Raw genomic sequence first — 16089 nt, forward strand, 5'->3', positions numbered from 1 at the left:
CAGAGTGCGTGCTCAATCCGTCATCAACGGTCGAGCGCGCCATGGATATCAGCCCCTCCGCCATCGAATCGATCAAGACCCTGTGCGTCGGCCTCGCCCTGTCGGGCCTCCTCGCCAGCGCCTTCGAACTCGTCGCGGACCGTCGCGCGAGCTTCAGCCTGCTGGAACGCGGCGGCATCGGAGCGGTGGCGGCCCTGCCGATCCTGGCCTTCGGCGCGCCCTTCATCATCCTGCGCAACACCGTACGAGGCCGGCGGATCGAGCGCCGCCCGATCCCCTTCGTCATGATTGCCACGATCGTCGCCTGCGGCTGGAGCCTGCTCTCGGGCCGGGTCGCGCTCGATCTCGCGCATTTCATCACCGGCTGATCAGGGCGAGCCGCAGCGGCGGCCGGATGACGATACGGGACATCGCCTCGCCCCATGGCCCGTCCGGCGCGGACGGATCGGCACCGCCCTTCTCAGCGGTTGGCGGTGGCCACCGGCGAGGCGACGCCGTTGAGCGAGACCCAGGCCATGCCGTCCTGGCCCTCGCGCTTGACGTAGGTGTAGCCGGTGCGCTGCGCGGACAGGATCGCGGTGGTCTTGTTGTCGAGGATGAGATCGCCCTTGTCGGTGCGGACCATCAGGACCGCATGGCCTTCGCCGATATCGTCGATGACCACGGTCATCCGCAGGGCGCGACGGGGGAGCCCCCGCTCCACCAGCATCCGACGCTTCAGAAGCTGGAAATCCTCGCAATCGCCGAAGCCGTCATCGGGAAAGTCCCAGCGGTCGACGACGCCCCAATGGGCCATGTCGGTGATCGGATGGATGCGCGCGTTGACGCGACGGTTGACGCTGGTGAGCGTGCGCCAGATCGCCGGATTGAGGGCGATGATCGCGGGCTGCGACGTGTCGACGATGCATTCGGCGGGGTGTTTGGCGCAGAACCCGTTCCAGGCCGCCACCGGGCGGGCGCCGCCACTCTCGTTCACGGCTGGCGCATCGGGCAGGGCGGCGACCGGGCGCGCTTGCGTCGCGGCCCCACCGAGGAGCAGGATGGAGCCGACCAGGGACAGCTTGGCCGCACGTCCAATGCGTCGCCAAGAAAGCCCGCAAGTAACCCCGCAAGTAACTCCGTATGAGAGCCCACTTGCCGAGAAGCTTCCGCCGTCGACGCCTCGCAGAACCGCGTGCCGCATTCCGGTCGCCCTGCCATTCGTTGCCGAAGGCAAGAAACTGGCACGGCCGGGGCCAGGGCTCAATCCAAAAGTTAAACTCGAATTAACTTCCCACATCGCCATGGGTTCCATGGCACAGACGTGATGTTTTCGTGCAACCCGAGAGAATCCGGTTCAGCGGTTCGCAGTGGTCACCGGAGACGTGACACCGCCTAGCGAAACCCAGGCCACGGAATCCTGGCTCTCGCGCTTGATGAAGACGTAACCGGTCCGATACCAGGGCATGATCTCGCTGGTCTTATTGTCGAGGATGAACTCGCCCCGGTCGGTGAGGAGCGTCAGCACGGCATGCCCTTCGCCCTTCTCGTCGATGACCACGGTCATCCGCATGGCGCGGCGGGAGAGGCCGGCATCGGCGAGACGCTTGCGCTTGACCAGCTGGAAATCCTCGCAATCTCCCATTCCGTCCTCGGCGAGGTCCCAGCGGTCGGCTTCCCCCCAATGCTCCGTGTCGGTGACGGCACGCAGACCGGTATTCACCCGACGATTGACCGAGACGATCAGGCTCCAGGTGGCGGGGGTGAGGGCGATACGGGGCGGCTCGTTCGCGTCGATGGCGCACTCGGCCGGGTAACGCTGGCAGAACGAGACCCAGCCGACGATGGGGCGGGCGACACCGAGAACATCGGCGGAGGGGGAGGGCGAGGGCAGGGCGGCCATGGTCTGGGCCTGCGACGCGCCGGCGCCGAACAGCGCCAATGCCGCGAGCATCCCCAGCAAGAGTGATTTCGTCCGTGCCATCGCGACCACCTCGTCCAACGAGGACCACGATGCCGCCACGCTTCCTGAGCCGCGCTGAAGCGGATACGCGCAATTTTATCGATTCGGCCCCGGGGCGGAGCTCCTGCGGGTCAGAGCCAATCACCCGCTGAATCGAAGACTCGCATTCGCGCGATGACGATCAGGAAGTCGTAACCATGGTGAGGCGGGATCGACCGGCGACGATTGCGGCCCCGCTCTCGCCGGACGCCGTGGCTGTCACGACGGAGGGGGGGAGACAGGCCGAAACGGCCAGCCGGCGCGGGACGCGTTGGGGAGGTCCTGTCGCGACGCCTCCGACCTTCAGGGGAGCGCCATGCCGGCAGAACCCTCAGACGGAACACCCTCAACCGGAGAGGCGGGACGACGCTCTCAGAGCGTCAGGCCTTCATGGAACAGGTCGGGCGAGATCGGCAGCATGAAGCCCACGCCGATGCCGCCCTCGAAATAGCGCACCACGCGCCCCGGTGTCCGCCCGACCATGACGCTCATGCCAACGGGCGGCTGGGCCTGGGTCGAGAGGGCGACGCCGGACAGGGAGACGTCGATGATGCGGGCCGCGACCTCGCGCCCGTTCTCGAGCTTCAGGAGCACGCCTGTCTCCTGTGGCGTGAGACGTTCGTGGTTGCGGCCTTCGGGCAGGCCGAGCGCCTCACGGTTGGAGATCCAGGTGAGCTGCGACGCGATCTTGTCGCGCTTGCGCTGGGTCGCGCTCAGGCGGACGGCCATGCCCCCGCTGGGAAACCGGGCGATCGTCCCTTCGATCCGCCCGATACGCTCGAGATACAGCACGACGCGCTCGTCGAGTTCGCCCAGGACCGCGCAGGTCAGGCGCACGCCGCCCGGAGACATGTCGACCGTCTGGCAAGGATATTCACGCCGGTCGGCAAGCATGTAGCGGCCGAGGAGGGAGACTTGGACGCGCTGATGCCGACGCAGATCCGACGGCCGCAACAGGCGGACCGGCTTGGTTTCAGCGGGCGCGAACTTGGTTTCAGCGGGCGCGAAAGCCTCGATCATCGCGAAATCCGCACTCGGGTTCGATCGTCGTCAGCACAATCCTACAGGTCGGCTCGTTACGAAAATCTTTGCCGAAGACAGATCAGTCTCTCGATCGGTCCATTGAAGTACCGATCAGGCCCGTCCGCCGGGATGCACCATGAGATGTCCGCGCCGCACCGGAACGCTGTCATTGGCCGGTTCGGGCAGGTTCCTGAGGCTGGAGGCGGCATCGTTCCTGGCGAGATCGATGACGTCGTAGGTCGGGTCGAGGACGCGGAGGGAGATGGATTCGAGCCGCGTCACGGGCCGAAGCCCCAGCCATTGCGGAACGACTTTCGGGCTCAGCGCCCCGAACATGCGGACCTGGGTCTGCCCACGATGGCGCAGGGGGAGAAGCAGGAGTTCGAGGTCGATCTGTTCGTCCCTCTGGGTCATCCCGCGCAGCCCCGCGACGATCCCCACCGTATCGACCGCCACCGTCTCCACGAGGCGCCAGGGATCGGCCTGTCCCGCACCCCAGATGTCGCCGAAGGCGCTGCCGCGCAATTCGCGCCCGAACAGGGCGCAGACGCGGGTCCCCGCGAGCCGGACCGTCGCGGCCGAGCGCGCCATGTCGAGTTCGAGGATGAGGCTCTCGGAGAGGAGGTTGCGGATCTCGCCGGGCTCGATCTCGCTCCTCTCGGGCGCGGCCCGCGTACCACGAAGCCGGTCCCAGTAATGATAGAGCATACGGCTGGTCGGATGCTTCATGGCGTCCCGTCGTGGCACGGTCCCGCTGGGACCTGTTCGAAATCGGCCCGATCCATCCGGCGCTGGACACAGCTGCCGGTTCGGTTAACAAGCCTGCCGCACACTCTATGCCCGTCCAAGGCGGCACGCTCGCTTAAGCTCTGATTAGGGTTAACGCGGCGGGGGAAACGCTGCCGCACGGCACCCATCGCGGCGATGTCCTGCATCGTCGGACCGTTCGGGTCGTGGAGGACTGCGCCTGAATCGCGCATCGCTCGCCTGAATTTGCATGGGCCGGGGGCTTGCGGCGGCGGCATCCGCGCCGACATGGTGGCGCCATGGATGCCATGCCCGATCTGCCGCGCCAAAGCCGCGTCCCCGTCTTCAACATGCCCGGCGCGGTGACGGCCTCGATCGCCCTCCTGCTCGGCCTCCATGCCCTGCGGGAATTCGTTCTCCCGGACGAATGGGACATCACGCTTCTGGTGAACCTGGCCCTGATCCCGGGCCGCTGGCTCGCCTCGGTGGACCCGGACCGGGCCGCGGAGATCCTGTCGGCCGCCTCCTCGGCAATAGGCGACACGGATGTGGTCCAGGCCCGTGCGGCCTTCGCGCAATACGTGGTGGCCAACCCGTCCGCGAGCCTCTGGACCTTCGCCACCTATGCGTTGCTGCACGGCTCGTGGACGCATGTCATTTTCAACGTGGTCTGGCTCGCCGCCTTCGGCTCCCCCGTGGCGCGGCGATGCGGCCCCTGGCGCTATGGCCTCCTCGGCCTCATCGGCGCGGTGGCGGGAGGCGTTCTCCACGTGGCGATCGACCCGTTGAGCACGGCCCCGCTGATCGGCGCCTCGGCCGCTGTCTCGGCGCTGATGGCCGCCGCCGCGCGCTTCGTGTTCCAGCCGCCGCCGTCCTTCCATGCCAGCCAGCCCTGGCAGCACGCTGCCCAGCCGCCGCTCCAGACCATCCCCGAGCTTCTGCGCAATCGCACGGCGGTGATGTTCCTCGGCATCTGGCTCGTCACCAACTTCGTCTTCGGGATCATCTCGTTGCCGCTGGGCGCGGAATCCTCGACCGTGGCATGGGACGCCCATCTGGGCGGGTTCCTGGCAGGATTTTTCCTATTTCCGATGCTTGACCGCTTAGGAGGCGCAAAAGCGTAATTTTTCCGCATGTTTTGGCATCGGATGGACGGCCCCGTGGGTTGTCACGTCAGACATGACGTCACACAATTCCGTGATGCGCCGGGATCAACCCGGCCCGCGTAACAGCCTATGGGAGATCATGGTCATGACCGTCGCACGCATCCTTTCCGAGAAGGGCGGCTCAGTCGTCACTGTGGAGCCGAACCGGACCCTGGACGACGCCATCCATCTCCTCGCCGAGAAGCGGATCGGCGCCATCGTGGTGAGCAATGACGAGGGTGCCGTCCTCGGCATCCTGTCCGAGCGGGACATCATCCGGGCCCTGTCCCGCCAGGGAGCGGGGGCGTTCGATGCGCCGATCTCGCAGCACATGACGGCGTCGGTGACCACCTGCACCCGGTCGAATACCGTCGAGGAGGTCATGCAGCTGATGACCGACGGGCGCTTCCGCCACGTGCCCGTGGTCGAGGACGGGCGGCTCGCCGGCCTCGTCTCCATCGGTGACGTGGTCAAGCGCCGGATCGCCGCCGTGGAGGCGGAGCATCAGGCCATGCGCGACTACATCACCATGGCCTGACACGGCGTCGGGGATCCCTCACGCGGAGCGGAGGGGCCCCGGCAGGGTCAGACCCGCTCGGCCGCCAGGGTGACGAGTTCCCTGATGCGCGGCAGGGCGGCCTTGGCCGCTTCCCGCCCGAGGAGGATCGCCTCTTCGGCGCGGTGGAACTCGAACAAGCCCATCTCCGCGAGGCGCGGGGACAGCATGAGATCCGGCGGGTCGCGCTCCAGCCTCGCCCGCGAGATCCGGTCCTGGGTGATGTTGAACGCGTCGAACATCACGCGCCCCATGCCGGGAGGGCCGGGCTCGCGGGGCGGGGCAGGGCGTGGCGCCGGCCCGCGCCGACCGGTGCCGCGCATGCGGTTCAGCAGGTTCCATCCCCGGCGCGACGTGGTGAGGGGCAGGGCCGGCGAGGCAGCCCCGTCGCCGTCAGGCCCGATCACCAGACCGGGCTCGGCCCGCGGATCGCCGTTGAGGTTCACGCAGATCACCAGTTCGGCCCCGAGCCCGCGCGCGAGCTTGACCGGAACCGGATTCACCAGCGTTCCGTCCATCATAAGGCGCCCGTCGAGGCGCACCGGGGGAAACAGGCCGGGGAGGGCGTAAGAGGCCCGGATCGCCTCCACCAGGGAGCCACGGGTCAGCCAGACCTCGTCGCCCGAGCCGAGATCCGTCGCGACGCTAGCGAAGCGGATCGGCAGGTTCTCCACCCGCCGGGTGCCGAGATCGCCTTCGAGGCGGCGCTTCAACCGCTCGCCGGCGATGAGGCCCGACCCCAGACGCAGGTCGAGGAGCCCCATGACCCGCCGCCTCGTCAGCGACAGGGCGAAATCCTTGAGCAGATCGAGCTTGCCGGCGGCGTAGCAGCCCCCCACGACGGCACCGATGGAGCAGCCCGCCACCATATCGGGGTGGATGCCGGCCTCTTCCAGCACCTCGATGACGCCGATATGCGCCCAGCCCCGCGCGGAACCGCCGCCCAGAGCCAGACCGATTCGCGGTCCCGACGGCTTCGGTTCGGCCACGGGCTCGACACTGCCCCGTGGAAAGACCGGCTTCTGCGACAGGGTGGACAGCATGCCCTGGCGGTAGAGGGCGACCCCACGAAAGGACAGCCCATCCCAGGTCACGGCCCGGCGGGTCCGAGCAGGGCCTCGCCGGATACCGGATCGAGGGAGACGGCGCGGTAGAAGCAGGAGCGTCGCCCGGTATGGCAACATCCGCCATCGCCCCCGACCTCCACCGAGATCAGGAGCGCGTCCTGGTCGCAATCGACCCGCATCTCGACGACGCGTTGGACCTGCCCGCTCGTGGCCCCCTTGTGCCAGAGCTCGCTCCGCGAGCGCGACCAGTACCAGGCCTCGCCGGTCTCCAGGGTGAGCCGCAGGGATTCGGCGTTCATGTGGGCGAGCATCAGGACCCGGCCGTCATGGGCGTCGACGGCGATGCAGGCGACGAGACCGTTCGCGTCGAAGCGCGGGGTCAGCGTTGCGCCTTCCTCCACATCCTTGCGCGAACCGGGCGGGGAGAACCCGCCGGGCGCGGCGGTAGCTTGGCTCACCGTCATCGCGTGGAATGCCCGCGTCAGTTCTTGTTGTTGCGGACGAGGGTCAGGAACCGGACCTGCTCGTTGGCATCGTCCTTGAACACGCCGCGAAACTGCGTGGTCAGGGTGGAGACGCCGGCCTTCTGCACGCCGCGCATGGCCATGCAGAGATGCTCGGCCTCCACCATCACGGCGATGCCGCGCGGCTTGAGGATGCTCTCGATCACGTCGGCGATCTGGGCCGTCATGGTCTCCTGCGTCTGCAGGCGGCGGGCGAAGGTGTCGACCACGCGGGCGAGCTTCGACAGGCCGACAACGCCCTTGGTCGGGTAATAGGCGATATGGGCAAGGCCCATGAACGGCACCATGTGGTGCTCGCAATGGGAGTAGAACGGGATGTCGCGCACGAGCACGATGTCGGAATAGCCCTCCACCTCCTCGAACACACGCTCGAGCAGGGCGTCGGCATCCTGCTCGTAGCCGCCGAAGAGTTGGCCATAGGCCTTCGCCACACGGGCGGGCGTATCCTTGAGGCCTTCGCGATTCGGGTCGTCGCCGGCCCAGCGCAGCAGGGTGCGCACGGCGGCCTCGGCCTCCTCCCGGCTCGGACGGCCGGTGGCCACGGCATCGGGCACGCGCTTGGCCGAAGCGGGCAGGGGGGCGACCTCGACGGGGGCCTCTACGGGGCGGGAATTGTCGTTGCGCATGCCGCTCAGGGTGGCCGGCGCAGCCGTGGCAATCGGGTCCATTCCCTGATGATCCGTGTCGGTCAGGCGATAGGAGAGGGATTTGAGCGCGGCATCCATGGCATCTCCCGCACGGGCGACACGTGCGTTCATCGTCGAACTATCTGGTTTTGCGTACATCGTCGAACCATCTCGGTCGCGTTTTCAGCCGCGTTACCGCAGGCCGGCGCCCGAACGTTAAGGTCTCCTTGGCCGTGGGCGCGACCCTGGTCGACGAACCGCCTCCTCGCGAAACGGTACGCTGGCGCCTATATCGTCGTTATCGCGCCGCCGCGCAATGCGGGGAATGCGGATCAGACCATCGTGATCGGAAGCCGGCTGTCTGTCGGCGCCCCGACGGGACCTCCCATATGCTCGACGACATCTACAACCGCCGCATTCTCGAACTCGCCGCCGACATCCCGCGTCTCGGCCGGCTCGCCACGCCGGATGCGAGCGCCACCGCCCATTCCAAGCTCTGCGGATCCACCGTCACCGTCGATCTCTCGGTGAAGGACGGCACGGTGACGGACTTCGCCCATGAGGTGAAGGCCTGCGCCCTGGGCCAGGCCTCGTCCTCTTTGATGGCCCGCCACGTGGTCGGCGCCAAGGCGGACGAGCTTCGGGAGGTGCGCGACACGGTGCGGCGCATGCTCAAGGAGAACGGGCCGGCACCGCAGGGCGAGTGGGCCGACCTCGCCGTGCTGGAGCCGGTGCGGGATTTCAAGGCGCGCCACGCCTCGACCCTCCTCACCTTCGACGCCGTGGTGAATGCCCTCGATCAGGTCGCCGCCAAGGCCCAGGCCTCCCCCGACACGCAGGCCGCCGAATAGAGCCATGGTCCGCCGCGCGGCCCATTGGGCGATCCGGGGCTACCAGCTCACCCTGTCGGGCCTGATCGGCCGGCAATGCCGGCACTGGCCGTCCTGTTCGGACTACACCGACGAGGCGATCCGCCGGCACGGAATCTGGCCGGGCGGCTGGATCGGGTTCTCGCGCATCTGCCGCTGCGGCCCGTTCGGCACGCACGGGATCGACCTCGTGCCGGACGTCCTGCCTCCGCGCTCGGCCTGGTATGCCCCCTGGACGTATGGGCGCTGGCGCGGGGTGAATGCCCCGCCTTCGCCGTTTGCGTGCGAGGCGGTGGAGGAGACGGATCGAGGCGTTTCAGGCGGGAGGACCGAAGGCGGCTGACAGGGCGCGCGCGCCGTCCGTCGTGAAGGCGATCACGCGGCCGTCCGCGCGGGAGGCCCAAGCCCGGTCGAGGACATGGTGCAACAGTGCCGCGCCGAGCGCGCCGCCGAGATGATTCCGGCGTTCGCTCCAATCGAGACAATAGCGGCAGACGGGCCTGCGTCCCCGCTCCAGCGACGCGACGTCGAGTCCCCGATCCGTCAGGCCCTCACGGCCGGAGGCGGTGAGATTCGTCTCCGACTCGTCGATCCACCCCCGCGCGATGAGGCCCTGCAGGAGCAGGACGCCGCGCTCGCCGGCCAGATGGTCGTAGCAGATACGGGCCTCGCGCAGGGCCGCATCGCGCGGCCCTGTTCGGGTGCGGACCGCCCCGGTGCGCTGGGCCAAGCCCATCAGGTGCTCCAGGACGACGGCGACGTCCGACCCGGACAAGCGATAATACCGATGCCGTCCCTGCCGCTCGACGGTGAGAAGGGCCGCCGCTTCGAGCTTGGCGAGATGCCCGCTCGCCGTCGGCAGGGCGATGCCGGCCACCTCGGAAAGTTCGCTCACCGTGAGGGCGCGCCCGTCCATCAGCGCCGTGAGCATGTTGGCGCGGGCGGGGTCGCCGAGAAGCGCGGCGACGGCGGCGATGACGGGGCCATCCTGCATCGTTCGATCTTAACCGAAGCATCGTCGGCGGGCCATCGCCTATGATCCTGCCTCGGCCAAGGCAGGAGACGAGGCTTTCATGATCGCATGTGTCCTTCGAGAGGGGAGCGAGAAGTCGCGGACGGAGGCCGTCGAGCCATCTATGCGCGCCTGGAACAGGGTGCCCCCGCACCGCGTGACCGGAGAGCCGGCATGATCGCGGTCATCTTCGAGGTCTGGCCGGCACCGGATCGCGCCGACCGCTATCTCGATCTCGCCGCCTCCCTCAAGGAAGAGCTTGCCGAAATCGACGGATTCCTGTCGGTGGAACGTTTCCGCAGCCTCACCGAGCCTGACAAAGTCCTGTCGCTGTCGTTCTTCCGGGACGAGGCGGCGGTACGCGCCTGGCGTGAACGCCCGCATCATCGGGCGACCCAGGCGGAAGGGCGTGGCGGAGTGTTTCGCGATTATCGTCTGCGGATCGCCCATGTCCTGCGCGACTACGGCATGATCGACCGGGACGAGGCACCGGCCGACAGCAACGCGGCCCACGGCGCATGATGCGCGCCGTCGACAACCGGAGAGACCGACCATGTCGACCCATATCGCGGATGTCGCCTGGGCCCTGAAGCCCGGGGAGGATTTCGCCGCCGGGCGCTACGGCCGGGGGCACACGGTCGAGTTCGATGGCGGCGTGACGCTCGCCGGCACCGCATCGGAGCACGTGGTCGGGAAATGGGCCGCTCGCGAGGCCGTCGACCCTGAGGAGATGCTGGTCGCGGCGCTGTCGAGCTGCCACATGCTGACCTTCCTCCATCTCGCGCGCCTCGCGGGTTTTAGCGTCACCGCCTATCGGGACCATGCCGAGGGCGTGCTGGAGGAGACGAGACCCGGACGTCGCGCGGTGACGCGGGTCACGCTCCGCCCGGAGATCGACTGGGCCGGCGCCACGCCGGATGCCGACCAACTCGCGGCGCTCCACGAGGCCGCGCATGAGGAATGCTTCATCGCGAATTCGGTGAGGACGGAGGTCGTCGTGGCCGCTCCCCTCAGCCCCCGCTGACCCAGCGCATCACCACCAGCGTCCCCGTCACCGTCAGCGCACCGCCGATGCGGGTGGCGATCTGGGCGAAGGGCATCAGCGCCATGCGGTTGGCGGCGGTGAGGATCGCCACGTCCCCGGTGCCGCCCTGGCCGCTATGGCAGGCATTCACGATGGCGGTCTCGATCGGGTACATGCCGAGGCGGCGCCCCACCAGGAATCCGGTGCCCATCAGCGTCACCACCGTCGAGACGATGGTGACGAGGTTCGCCAGCGTGAACGCCGCCACCAGCTTGTCCCAGGGGGTCATCGACACGCCGATGGCGAAGAGCAGCGGATAGGTCATGCTGATCTGGACGAACTTGTAGGCGACGAAGCCGCCGGCCTGGAGGCGCGGAGAGACGGCGCTGGCGAGCTTGGCGAGCACGGCGAGGAACAGCATCGCCACCGGGGCGGGGAGCCCGGTGAGGTGGTGCATCATCACGCCGAGGAGGTAGAGCGTCACGGCGGTGAGGGCGGCCGCGCCCACCGTCGCCGCGTCCACGGGCGCGTCCTCGACCTTGGCGATGGTGACGTCGTTGTCCCGGTCCGCCTGCAGGCGGCCCTCGCCGGTGAGATGCGGCATCCGCTTGCCCACGGCATTGAGGGTGCCCGCCAGCACGATCGCCGTCAGGCTGCCGAGCATGACGGGAGGCAGCACTTGCGCGAACACATCGCCCTGGCCCTGGCCGAGGATGGCCGCGTAGCCGATGGAGAGCGGGATCGCCCCTTCGCCGACGCCGCCGGCCATGATCGGGACGACCAGGAAAAAGAACGTGTGATAGGCGCCGAGGCCGAGCAGGGTGCCGACCAGCGTGCCCACGCAGGCCGCCGCAACGGAGCCGGCCGCCAGGGGCACGAAGATCTTCAGGAACCCCTTGATCAGCACCTCCCGGTCCATGCCCAGGATGCTGCCGACGATGATCGTGGCGATATACAGGTAGAGGAAGTTGGTGAACTTGGTGAAATCCGTGATCGCCTTCACAAGCGGCGTCGGGATCAGCATGTAATAGACCAGGGCCGAGGGGATGAAGGTCGCGAAGATGGCGCCCGCCCCGATCGTCTTGAGGACCGGCAGCCGCTTGCCGATCTCGGCGCAGGTGAAACCGCCGAGCGCCAGCACCGCGATCATCGTCGGCGCATCGGGCTTGATCTCGCCCTCAGAGGTCAGGACCGCCAGCAGGATCGCCAGGATGAGATAGACCGGCAGGGGAATGATGCCGATCTTGATGTCGACGAGCCGCCACCAGCCCTCCGGCCAGAACCGGCGCGCGGGCATCTCCGCCGCCGGGACGGGCTCGGCGGCAGCGGCGGAAGCTGGGTTCGCCATGGCTACTCTCCCTTCGGCCGGCCGCCTTTCGGGCCGGCCTGATTGATCGGAGCTTCTACGGCGTACCGGCACGAGCGTGACCCGCCACCGGCCCGCCGCGGCTCCCTGGTGCGTGCATGGGCGGATCGGGCCGGAAGCTTGTCAATCGTAGCTCGTATCAACCGATCCGGATCGTCTCGGAAGTTCGTTCACGTCCGCGAGAGCCCGTAAAAGGCCGGCCGATGCCCTGCGCGGATTTCTTCCTCCTGCGAAACGGTCTAAACCGCGCCGCACGCGCTGACGCCGCGCGCCACCTCAAACCCAGATCCGCTTACCTGCCTCGTTCGCAGGAGTGAGCCCCCGGAGACTCGTTCGCGATGCCCATTCTGACATTCCCCGACGGCAATACCCGCAGCTACGACGCCGCGGTGACCGGCCGTACCGTCGTGGAGGGCATCGCCAAGAGCCTCGCCAAGCGCACCGTCGCCATGGCGCTCGACGGGCGGGTCCGCGACCTCGACGACCTGATCGATGCGGATGTGCGCATCGAATTCCTCGACCGCGCCGACCCGCGCAGCCTCGAACTGATCCGGCACGATTGCGCCCACGTCCTGGCGGAGGCCGTGCAATCCCTGTGGCCGGAGACGCAGGTCACCATCGGCCCGGTGATCGAGAACGGGTTCTACTACGACTTCGCCCGCGACCAGCCGTTCACCCCCGAGGACTTCCCCAAGATCGAGGCGAAGATGCGCGAGCTCATCGCCCGCGACGCCCCCTTCACCAAGGAAGTGTGGAAGCGCGACGACGTGCGGGCGCTGTTCGAGTCGAAAGCCGAACAATACAAGGTCGAGCTCGTCGACGCGATCCCGCCCGGTGAGGATCTGAACATCTACCGCCAGGGCGAGTGGTTCGATCTGTGCCGGGGCCCGCACATGACCTCGACGGGCAAGGTCGGCACCGCCTTCAAGCTGATGAAGGTGGCGGGCGCCTATTGGCGCGGCGATTCCAACAACCCGATGCTGACCCGCATCTACGGCACCGCCTGGGCCACGAAGGAAGACCTCGACGCCTATCTCCACCGGCTGGAGGAGGCCGAGCGCCGCGACCATCGCCGCCTCGGCCGCGAGATGGACTTGTTCCACTTCCAGGAGGAGGGGCCGGGCGTCGTGTTCTGGCACGCCAAGGGCTGGACCATCTTCCAGGAGCTCATCGCCTATATGCGTCGCCGCCTGAAGGGCGATTACGCCGAGGTGAACGCGCCGCAGATCCTCGACAAGTCGCTCTGGGAGACCTCGGGCCACTGGGACTGGTACCGCGAGAACATGTTCGCCGCGCAAAGCGCCGGCGACGAGGCCGAGGACAAGCGCTGGTTTGCGCTGAAACCCATGAACTGCCCCGGCCATGTGATGATTTTCAAGCACGGCCTGAAATCCTACCGCGACCTGCCCCTGCGCATGGCCGAGTTCGGCATCGTCCACCGCTACGAGGCGTCGGGCGCCATGCACGGGCTGATGCGCGTGCGCGGCTTCACCCAGGACGACGCCCACGTCTTCTGCACCGAGGACCAGCTCGCCGACGAATGCCTCAAGATCAACGACCTGATCCTCTCGACCTATAGCGATTTCGGCTTCGGCGACATCGTGGTGAAGCTCTCGACCCGGCCCGAGAAGCGGGTCGGTTCGGATGCCCTCTGGGACCATGCCGAGGAGGTGATGACCCGCGTCCTGGCGCAGATCGAGGAGCAGTCGGGCGGCCGGATCAAGACCGAGATCAACCCGGGCGAGGGCGCCTTCTACGGGCCGAAATTCGAATACGTGCTCCGCGACGCCATCGGCCGCGACTGGCAATGCGGCACGACCCAGGTGGATTTCAACCTGCCGGAGCGCTTCGGGGCGTTCTACGTCGATGGCGACAGCCAGAAGAAGGCACCGGTCATGGTGCACCGGGCGATCTGCGGCTCGCTGGAGCGTTTCACCGGCATCCTGATCGAGCATTTCGCCGGCCATTTCCCACTCTGGCTCGCGCCGGTTCAGGTGGTGGTGGCGACGATCACCCAGGAGGCGGACGGTTACGCCCGCGAGGTCGTGGCGGCGCTGAACCGCGCCGGGCTCCGGGTCGAGTCGGACCTGCGCAACGAGAAGATCAACTACAAGGTCCGCGAGCATTCGCTGGCCAAGGTGCCGGTCATGCTCGTGGTCGGCCGCAAGGAAGGCGAGGAGCGCACCGTCTCGATCCGCCGGCTGGGCAGCCAGCAGACCCGCACCGCCGCCCTCGACACGGCTCTCGCCGACCTCCTCGCGGAAGCGACCTCACCGGATATCCGCCGGGCGCAGGCCGTGGACGAAAGCGTGCCGAGCGCCGAAGTCGCGCTCGACGGCCAGCACGGGGAAAGCCCGACGCCGTGATCCGGTCTCGGTAAGCATTCCCTCTCCCCGCCCGGCGGGGAGAGGGATAGGCGTTGTTCTACGGGACCTCGTTGCCGGCGTAGTTGATGGAGCCGTCGGCGCCCTTCTTCCACATGTACATGACGTAGTCGGGCCGGGTGATGTCGCCCTTCTTGTCGTAGGAGATGTCGCCGATCACGGTGTCGAACGGCTTGCCCTGGTGCAGATGTGCGGCGAGCTTCTGCCCATCCGTCGATTTCGTCGCCTCCATCGCCTGTTTCAGGATCTGAACGGCGGCGTAGGAATAGAGCGTGTAGCCTTCCGGCTCGAACTTGATCGCCTTGAAGGAATCGATGGTGGCCTTGGCCTTGGGGTTCTTGCGGGCGTCGGGCGAGAAGGTCATGAAGGTGCCTTCGGAGCCGGGGCCGCCGACCTGCGCGAACTCACGGTCGGCGAGGGCATCTCCGCCCATGAGGGGAGCCTGGAGGCCCTGGTCGCGCATCTGGCGGATCAGCAGCCCGGCCTCGGTGTAGTAGCCGCCGAAGTAGATCACATCGACATTGGCCTGTTTGAGCTTCGAGACGAGGGCGGAAAAATCCTTCTCGCCGGGCGTGAGGCTCTCGGAGATCGCAGCGGACCCTCCCTTGGCCTTCAGTGCTTTCAACGTCTCTTCGGCCAGTCCCTTACCGTAGGTGCTCTTGTCGTGGATGAAGGCGATCTTCTTGCCCTTGAACTTGTCGGCGAGATACGCCGCCGCGACCGCGCCCTGCTGGTCGTCACGGCCACAGGTGCGAAACGTGTTCCAGTTGCCGCGTTCGGTGAACTTGATCGCCGTGGAGGCGGGGGTGATCTGAATGATGCCGGCCTCGATCAGCGCTTCGGAGACAGGAATCGAGACGCTGGAATTGAAGTCGCCGACCACCATCTTCACGCCCTCGCCGGCGAACTTGTTGGCGACCGACACGCCCTGCTTCGGGTCGGAGGCGTCGTCACCGACCGAGACGACGAGTTTCTCGCCGTTGACGCCGCCGGCCTTGTTGATGTCCTCGACCGCCTGAACCGCGCCGTTCCGGATCTGCGCGCCGAACGCGGCGCTCGGCCCCGTGATCGGCGCGATGACGCCGATCTTGATCTCGGCCTGCGCGGTGCCCGCCAGCATCAGCGCGCCCAGCGCCACGCTCATCGCCATCAGTTTTTTCATGGTCATTTCCCCTCGATCAGCGCGGCGGATCGAACCGTCTCCGCATGGCGCATGGTTGCATGAAGATGGTGCGGATTCACGCCCCTTGCCGGTCCCGCCAGGTCAGCGGGCCGGTGCGCTCGTAGAGCCAGCGATACTGGGTGGTCATCTGCCGGGTGCGGGTGACCCGGTAGCCGAGCGCGCCGATGGCGAGGATCACCACCGCGTCGAGGGCGTAGCCGGCCGGCGAGAGCAGCGTGCCCGAGAACAGGGCATAATGCAGGAAGCGCGAGACCGCCGCGATGGCGAGCCCCGCCAGCACGCACTGCCAGAACGGACGCCATCCCCGGGCGAAGCTGCTGCCCGCCATCCAGGCCGCGCCCCCGCCCATCGCCAGCGTGACGAGGAGGAAGATGCCGAGATTGGGCGTGTCGAGGGACAGGGTCTCGGTCATGATGTCTTGCCTGGCGATGCCATCCGAAGCGTGACGCGCTTTCCCTCCCCCCTCAGCGGGGGAGGGTGGCCCGCGAAGCGGGTCGGGAGAGGGGAGCGCCGGCTCCGGAGAGGGCGCCCCCTCTCCCGCCTGCTCCGCAGGCACCCTCTCCCGCAGGGGAGAGAGGGTGA

Annotated in this window: 19 protein-coding genes; 8 read left to right on the forward strand and 11 right to left on the reverse strand. The window is 67.7% G+C overall.

Annotated features, from left to right (window positions below; translation table 11 throughout):
• Positions 1-41 precede the first annotated feature (41 nt).
• Positions 42-368 (forward strand): DUF6949 family protein, encoded by a 327-nt coding sequence (locus tag RQI43_RS13780; protein ID WP_311275505.1) that lies wholly within the window; start codon positions 42-44, stop codon positions 366-368.
• Between the two features lie 92 nt (positions 369-460).
• Here the strand turns inward: RQI43_RS13780 and RQI43_RS13785 are convergent, their stop codons facing one another.
• The 4 genes from RQI43_RS13785 to RQI43_RS13800 form a co-directional block, all read right to left on the reverse strand.
• A complete protein-coding gene (locus RQI43_RS13785) occupies positions 461-1183 on the reverse strand; it encodes a transglutaminase-like cysteine peptidase (RefSeq protein WP_311275506.1) in 723 nt (240 codons plus the stop codon).
• Positions 1184-1336: 153 nt separating this feature from the next.
• On the reverse strand, positions 1337-1963 hold the full coding sequence (locus tag RQI43_RS13790; RefSeq protein WP_311275507.1) for a transglutaminase-like cysteine peptidase: 627 nt from the start codon (positions 1961-1963) through the stop codon (positions 1337-1339).
• Between the two features lie 390 nt (positions 1964-2353).
• Positions 2354-3001: a PilZ domain-containing protein gene (locus RQI43_RS13795; protein ID WP_311275508.1), complete on the reverse strand. Its 648-nt coding sequence runs from the start codon at positions 2999-3001 to the stop codon at positions 2354-2356.
• A gap of 114 nt (positions 3002-3115) precedes the next feature.
• Entirely contained in the window at positions 3116-3733 is a 618-nt protein-coding gene (locus RQI43_RS13800) for a PAS domain-containing protein (RefSeq protein WP_207414380.1), read from the reverse strand.
• Between the two features lie 317 nt (positions 3734-4050).
• Between RQI43_RS13800 and RQI43_RS13805 the strand changes: the two genes are divergently transcribed.
• Positions 4051-4875: a rhomboid family intramembrane serine protease gene (locus RQI43_RS13805; protein WP_311275509.1), complete on the forward strand. Its 825-nt coding sequence runs from the start codon at positions 4051-4053 to the stop codon at positions 4873-4875.
• A 127-nt stretch (positions 4876-5002) separates the two neighbouring features.
• On the forward strand, positions 5003-5434 hold the full coding sequence (locus RQI43_RS13810; protein WP_311275510.1) for a CBS domain-containing protein: 432 nt from the start codon (positions 5003-5005) through the stop codon (positions 5432-5434).
• A 47-nt stretch (positions 5435-5481) separates the two neighbouring features.
• On the opposite strand, the gene RQI43_RS13815 is transcribed toward RQI43_RS13810, so the two are convergent.
• From RQI43_RS13815 to folE, 3 genes are read right to left on the reverse strand one after another with little or no spacing between them, the layout of a single operon-like run.
• Positions 5482-6546: a patatin-like phospholipase family protein gene (locus RQI43_RS13815; RefSeq protein WP_405030619.1), complete on the reverse strand. Its 1065-nt coding sequence runs from the start codon at positions 6544-6546 to the stop codon at positions 5482-5484.
• Complete coding sequence (hisI, locus tag RQI43_RS13820) at positions 6543-6983, reverse strand: phosphoribosyl-AMP cyclohydrolase (RefSeq protein WP_311275511.1); 441 nt, start codon at positions 6981-6983, stop codon at positions 6543-6545. The genes RQI43_RS13815 and hisI overlap by 4 nt, the downstream gene beginning before the upstream one ends.
• Positions 6984-7000: 17 nt before the next feature.
• Positions 7001-7828 carry a GTP cyclohydrolase I FolE gene (gene folE, locus RQI43_RS13825; RefSeq protein ID WP_056429383.1) on the reverse strand — a complete coding sequence of 276 codons (828 nt, stop codon included), beginning with the start codon at positions 7826-7828 and terminating at the stop codon, positions 7001-7003.
• A 230-nt stretch (positions 7829-8058) separates the two neighbouring features.
• On the opposite strand from folE, the gene RQI43_RS13830 reads away from it, so the two are divergent.
• A complete protein-coding gene (locus RQI43_RS13830) occupies positions 8059-8520 on the forward strand; it encodes an iron-sulfur cluster assembly scaffold protein (RefSeq protein ID WP_311275512.1) in 462 nt (153 codons plus the stop codon).
• 4 nt (positions 8521-8524) lie between these two features.
• Positions 8525-8881 carry a membrane protein insertion efficiency factor YidD gene (gene yidD, locus RQI43_RS13835; protein WP_056429386.1) on the forward strand — a complete coding sequence of 119 codons (357 nt, stop codon included), beginning with the start codon at positions 8525-8527 and terminating at the stop codon, positions 8879-8881.
• Here yidD and RQI43_RS13840 read toward each other — a convergent pair.
• Positions 8855-9532, reverse strand: coding sequence for a helix-turn-helix transcriptional regulator (locus RQI43_RS13840; protein ID WP_311275513.1), 678 nt, complete (start codon positions 9530-9532; stop codon positions 8855-8857). The genes yidD and RQI43_RS13840 overlap by 27 nt on opposite strands.
• Before the next feature lie 192 nt (positions 9533-9724).
• Here RQI43_RS13840 and RQI43_RS13845 point away from each other — a divergent pair, with 192 nt between their 5' ends.
• On the forward strand, positions 9725-10072 hold the full coding sequence (locus RQI43_RS13845) for an antibiotic biosynthesis monooxygenase (protein ID WP_311275514.1): 348 nt from the start codon (positions 9725-9727) through the stop codon (positions 10070-10072).
• Positions 10073-10103: 31 nt separating this feature from the next.
• Complete coding sequence (locus tag RQI43_RS13850) at positions 10104-10574, forward strand: OsmC family protein (RefSeq protein WP_311275515.1); 471 nt, start codon at positions 10104-10106, stop codon at positions 10572-10574.
• On the opposite strand, the gene RQI43_RS13855 is transcribed toward RQI43_RS13850, so the two are convergent.
• The gene (locus RQI43_RS13855) at positions 10561-11922 is read right to left on the reverse strand and encodes a 2-hydroxycarboxylate transporter family protein (RefSeq protein WP_311275516.1); all 1362 of its coding nucleotides are present in this window, start codon (positions 11920-11922) and stop codon (positions 10561-10563) included. The genes RQI43_RS13850 and RQI43_RS13855 overlap by 14 nt on opposite strands.
• A gap of 356 nt (positions 11923-12278) precedes the next feature.
• Between RQI43_RS13855 and thrS the strand changes: the two genes are divergently transcribed.
• Complete coding sequence (gene thrS / locus RQI43_RS13860; protein WP_056429398.1) at positions 12279-14306, forward strand: threonine--tRNA ligase; 2028 nt, start codon at positions 12279-12281, stop codon at positions 14304-14306.
• A gap of 58 nt (positions 14307-14364) precedes the next feature.
• Here thrS and RQI43_RS13865 read toward each other — a convergent pair whose 3' ends face one another.
• Positions 14365-15492 (reverse strand): branched-chain amino acid ABC transporter substrate-binding protein, encoded by a 1128-nt coding sequence (locus tag RQI43_RS13865; protein WP_405030620.1) that lies wholly within the window; start codon positions 15490-15492, stop codon positions 14365-14367.
• A gap of 70 nt (positions 15493-15562) precedes the next feature.
• A complete protein-coding gene (locus RQI43_RS13870; RefSeq protein ID WP_056429399.1) occupies positions 15563-15919 on the reverse strand; it encodes a DUF6867 family protein in 357 nt (118 codons plus the stop codon).
• Between the last annotated feature and the right edge of the window lie 170 nt (positions 15920-16089).

It is taken from the genome of Methylobacterium sp. WCS2018Hpa-22 (assembly GCF_031843785.1).
Classification (GTDB): Bacteria; Pseudomonadota; Alphaproteobacteria; order Rhizobiales; family Beijerinckiaceae; genus Methylobacterium.